Origin of the sequence: Streptomyces sp. NPDC049887 (genome assembly GCF_040656535.1) — a bacterium.
Taxonomy (GTDB): Bacteria; Actinomycetota; Actinomycetes; order Streptomycetales; family Streptomycetaceae; genus Streptomyces.
Genome location: NZ_JBFAMM010000045.1, coordinates 1 through 4,922, shown reverse-complemented (window position 1 = coordinate 4,922; position 4,922 = coordinate 1). Strand labels below are relative to the sequence as shown.

Below are 4,922 nucleotides of genomic sequence, written 5' to 3'. Positions count from 1 at the left end.
CGCCCGCCACCACGATCTTCGCGCTGGTGGTTGAGCGGGCTGCACCGCCGCTAGAGCTTGCGAAGTCCACTGAGCACCCTTTCGAGCAGTGTCACGTCTGGCTGGCCGCCGGCGGACTCGTCGCCGCCGGGCTGGTGGATGGCGACGAGTCCGGCCTCGGCCAGGTCGGCTACGAGGATCCGGGCGACGCCGAGGGGGATGGAGAGGAGTGCCGAGATCTCAGCCACCGACTTGATCTCGAAGCACAGCCGGCAGATCCGCTGGTGCTCGGGCAACTGCCCGTGCAGCCGTGCGGGATCGGCCGTGGTGCTGACCAGCGCCTCGATGGCGAGCTGGTAGCGCGGCCGGGTCCGGCCGCCGGTCATCGCGTAGGGACGCACCAACGGATTGTTGCTGCCCGACGCGGGCGCCGGCTCCGGGGCCCGGCGGGGAGCCACCGGCCGGTTCCGGGGGGCCTGCGGCTGGTTGTACGAGGGGTCGTACGGCTGCTGCGGCCGCTGGTAGGGCTGGGGACCGCCGCCCCTGCTCGGTGAAGAGGGGAAGTTGAAGCGGTTCTGAGCGTGCTCACCCGGAGACTGCTGAGCCCCGTCGTATGGGTGTCCGCCTGGGGGTGTTGCCACGATTCCTCCTCCGAGTGCCGTACGCCGGTCCATGTCCCTGTGGAGCCGCGCCACCGCACCCTATGGTGCGGTGGCGATAAACGCACTGCCGTTCAGCTAGTTGAGCAGACTTCCCTGGAGTTCGGCACGCAGGTCCGGGGTGAGGACGGTGCCGGCTCGGTCGACCAGGAGGGCCATCTCGTAGCCCACGAGGCCGATGTCGGCGTCCGGGTGGGCGAGCACGGCCAGCGAGGAGCCGTCCGAGATGGACATGATGAAGAGGAAGCCACGTTCCATCTCCACGACGGTCTGGTTGACCGCGCCGCCTTCGAAGATCCGGGACGCCCCCGCGGTCAGCGAGGTCAGGCCGGACGCGACCGCCGCCAGCTGGTCGGCGCGGTCACGCGGAAACCCTTCGGACATCGCCAGCAGGAGTCCGTCGGCGGAGACCACCACGGTGTGGGACACCCCGGGGGTGTTGTCCACGAAGTTGGTGATCAACCAGTTCAGATTCTGCGCCGCCTGGCTCATCGGGCTCACACTAACGCTCCTGGTTGTAGGTACTGCCCGGGCCGAAGCCCGATCCGTTCGTGTCCGTTCCCGCGCTGCGTCCCTGCTGGACACCGCGCCGCAAGTTGCTCAACCTGCCGCGCACATCCTCAGGGGCGCGGGACACCTGAGGGCCGTTCTGCGGGGTCTGCTCGGCCGTACCCTCGATCAGATTGGCCTTGGGGACCCGGCGGGGAAGCCCGGACGAAGTGACTCCGCCGGCCGCGGGCTTGCGGAGCTTCTCGGCCCGCTGCCAGCGCTCGTCGTTCGTCGAACGCCACTCGCCCGAGCCGTCCGCCTCCGTGTCCCCGCCCTGGGCGGCCTGGGGCGCCTGGGGGGCCTGCTCGGCCTGTCCCGGCGCCTGGCCGCCGCCGGTGGGGGACTGCCACTGCTGCTGTCCCTGCTGCGGCTGCCCCGGCTGGCCGTTGCCGCGACGCGGCAGTCCGGCGTCGGTCAGCTGGTGGCCGGAGCCGTTGGCCGGAGCCGGACGTTCGAAGCCTACGCGCTCGGAGCCGTTCGTGGGAGCGGAGGGAGCAGATTCCGTATCCGCTCGGTACTCCGGCTCGTACGCACCCTGGTACGTGTTCTGGTCCGCCCACTCTCCCTGGTCGGGCTGGGAGGCGTACCCGTTGTCGTACTGCCGCGCGGAGCCCTGCGAGCCGTCGAACGAGGCTTCCGCATAGCCCTGCTCCCGGTGCTCCGGGTAACCGCCGGAAACCTGGAACTCGCCGGTGTTGTCGTACCCGTTGGCCTCGTAGCCGTTCTGCTGGTAGCCGCCGGTCTCGTAGCCGTTCCGGTCGTAGCCGTTCTGGTCGTACGCGGCCTGCGGCTCCTGTGCGTAGCCCTGTTCGTACTGCTCCTCGGCGTAGCTCCCCTGATCGGCGTAGCCCTGCTCGGGCTCGTCGTGGAACTGCGGGCGGTCGCCGCCTGTCTGCGCCTCCAGCGCCGCACGGCGCTCCTTGCGCATCAGCGAGCGGTTGACCGGGTCCAGCTGCCGGTTCTCGGCGGGCTGGTCCTCGTAACGGGAGTCGTCGAAACCGAGTTCCGCGGCGGTGAGCATCGGCGCCGCCTCGAAGGACTGCTGCGCCGGGATCATCTGGGAGACGGTGAAGTCGTCCTCGGGGAGCGCCTCGCCACCGCCACCGTGGGTGATCGCGTCCGGGAGCATGACCAGCGACGTCGTGCCGGCCTGCTCGCCGGAGGGACGGAGCTGGACGCGGATGCCGTGCCGGTCGGAGAGACGGCCGACCACGAAGAGGCCCATGCGCTGCGAGACGGCGGCGTCCACCGTCGGCGGGTTGGCCAGCTTGTGGTTGATGTCGGCGAAGTCCTCGGCGGTCAGGCCGATGCCCTTGTCATGGATCTCGATCATGACCCGGCCGTCGGGCAGCCGGGTCGCGGTGACCCGGACCTTCGTCTGCGGGGAGGAGAACGTCGTGGCGTTCTCCAGCAGCTCGGCGAGGAGGTGCACGAGGTCGGTCACGGCCTGGCCGTGGATCTCGGTCTCCGGCACGCCGGTGAGTTCGATGCGCTCGTAGGACTCCACCTCGGAGGAGGCGGCGCGGAGCACGTCGACGAGCGGCACCGGCTGGTTCCAGCGGCGGCCCGGCTCCTCGCCGGCGAGGACGAGGAGGTTCTCGCCGTTGCGGCGCATACGGGTCGCCAGGTGGTCCAGTTTGAAGAGGTTCTCCAGCTGGTCCGGGTCGGCCTCGTTGTTCTCCAGATCGGTGATCAGGGTCAGCTGACCCTCGATCAGCGACTGGTTGCGGCGCGACAGGTTGGTGAAGATCGCGTTGACGTTGCCGCGGAGCAGGGCCTGCTCGGCGGCGAGCCGCACGGCCTCCCGGTGCACCTGGTCGAAGGCGCGGGCGACCTCGCCGATCTCGTCCTTGCTGTCGATCGGGATCGGCTGCACACGGGTGTCGATCCGGCCCGGCTCGGTGCGCGAGAGCTGGTCGACGAGCATCGGCAGGCGCTGCTCGGCGATGCCGAAGGCGGCGGTGCGCAGCTGGCGCATCGAGCGGCTCATCTGGCGGGCCACCATGCCGGCCAGGATGAACGCGGCGAGCAGGGCGATGACGACGATCAGGCCGTTGACGATGGCGTCGGTCTTGGCGTCGTCGGAGATCTGGGCGGCCTCGGCCACGGCCTTGTCGACGAGTTCCCTCTCGACCTCGCTGTAGCCCTCGAACTTGGCGGTGGCGGCGGCCATCCAGATCTGCTGGGTGACGCCCTGCTCCGCGAGTTCGTCGGGGTCGGCACCGGTGCTGATAGCACCGACCATGCCGCCGAGGACCGAGCCGTCCTCGTCCTTCGGCGGAGGCTGGATGTCCTGGCCGGCGGCGGCGGCCTCGGCCATCTTGGCGGCGAGCGCCTTCTGGCCCTCCTCCGTCTTCCTGGCCATGACCTCCTTCAGCCGGTCCACGTCGGCCTGGGTACCACCGGACTGGTACTCGCCGAGGGCGATGCCCTCCAGGTAGGCGTAGGAGGTGAAGGCGATGGTCTGGCCGGCCCTGATGTCCTTCTTCTTGCTCGGACGGATGAGCAGCTCGGTACCGATGGACCGCTGCAGCGACTCGGCGGCCTTGGCCAGCTGGATGGCGTACACCATCCGGCCGTAGCTCGTGACGTTGCCGGTGCCGAGACCGAGCTCGTTGGCGAACTCCATCAGATAGTGCTGGACGCCGACGTAGCTCTCCTGAGTGGCGACGGGGCCCCGCTCGTCGTCACTCGGGTCGTCGGGGTCGTCGCCCTCCGACTTGGTGGGCGTCTCGAACGGGACGGTGTAGGCGACCGCGCGCAGCTTCTCCAGGGCCGGCTCCGCGGCCCGGAAGAGGTTCAGGCGCCGCTCCAGCCCCTCCTTCTGCGGCATGTCCTTGACGGCCTCGTCGAACTTCGCCTTTGCCGCGTCCGTGGCGGCCCTGGCCTCCGTGACGACCCTGTTCTGGCTGTCGCCCTTCAGCAGGGGCTCCGCCGTGAGGTCCCGCTCGTTGAGGAGGGCCTGGCCGTACTCCGAGGCGGCGCGCACGATGAGCGCCGTCTTCTCGGCGTCCTGGGCCTCGTTCCAGGTGTCGACCGACCCCTTCACCTGGAATCCGCCCATGACGAGGCCGACCAGCACGGGTATGAGGAGGATTGCGTTCAGCCGGGTCGGCACACGCCAGTTGCGCGGCGACAGCCTGCTGGAACTGCCACCGGTGGTGGAGGGCTCCACGGGCTGCACATCCGCAGGCGACGCCGCTGCGCGCGGGGGCGGGGTGAAGTTGCCCCGCGACTGCTGTTCCGCGGAGCTCGTCTTGCTTCGCCTCACTCGACCAACAACCTCTCGGCGTCGGCACCTAGGTTGTGCCGATTATTGTTCAGGGCCGTACTACTCATGAGTTCGTTGATTTCAGCACGCCAAGGGGGTCGGCTCCAAACAGCGGGAACCGGCCGATCCGCACCCTCCGAACCGAAGATAAAACGGGCATAAAGAGCGAGCCCCGGCAAAAAGAGGGGTCTGTGTGAGCACAGCGGTACCAGCCGGATGCATCGGGTGTCCGAACCCCGAGAATTCTCTGTCGAAACGTTATGAACATGGAGGCGGACCGTGTCAAAGAGACACGGCCCGCCCATGAAAGGTCTACGACAACTTCCGTACGCCCACTTCTACTTGAGACGTGCCATGAGCGCGTGTTCCACGAGCGTGATGAGGGCGCTCTTGGCGTCGGCGCGGTGGCGTGCGTCGGTGGTGATGATCGGGGCGTCGGGGCCGATCTGCAGCGCCTCGCGGAC

General features: G+C 69.0%; 3 protein-coding genes and 2 pseudogenes. All 5 read right to left on the bottom strand.

What is annotated here, in order from left to right; genetic code table 11:
- Window positions 1-70 (bottom strand): annotated as a pseudogene (locus AB0J10_RS31680) (ATP-binding protein); the annotation flags it as partial.
- On the bottom strand, window positions 51-620 hold the full coding sequence (locus tag AB0J10_RS31675; RefSeq protein ID WP_363066536.1) for a DUF742 domain-containing protein: 570 nt from the start codon (window positions 618-620) through the stop codon (window positions 51-53). The gene AB0J10_RS31675 and the pseudogene AB0J10_RS31680, both read right to left, overlap by 20 nt.
- Window positions 621-716: 96 nt before the next feature.
- On the bottom strand, window positions 717-1,130 hold the full coding sequence (locus AB0J10_RS31670) for a roadblock/LC7 domain-containing protein (RefSeq protein WP_030980891.1): 414 nt from the start codon (window positions 1,128-1,130) through the stop codon (window positions 717-719).
- A 10-nt stretch (window positions 1,131-1,140) separates the two neighbouring features.
- Window positions 1,141-4,458: a nitrate- and nitrite sensing domain-containing protein gene (locus AB0J10_RS31665; RefSeq protein WP_363066534.1), complete on the bottom strand. Its 3,318-nt coding sequence runs from the start codon at window positions 4,456-4,458 to the stop codon at window positions 1,141-1,143.
- Between the two features lie 338 nt (window positions 4,459-4,796).
- Window positions 4,797-4,922 (bottom strand): annotated as a pseudogene (locus tag AB0J10_RS31660) (ATP-binding protein); the annotation flags it as partial.

Excerpts from the sequence above, each read along its gene's own strand:
- AB0J10_RS31670 (WP_030980891.1), bottom strand. The coding sequence starts at position 1,130 with ATGAGCCAGGCGGCGCAGAATCTGAACTGGTTGATCACCAACTTCGTG.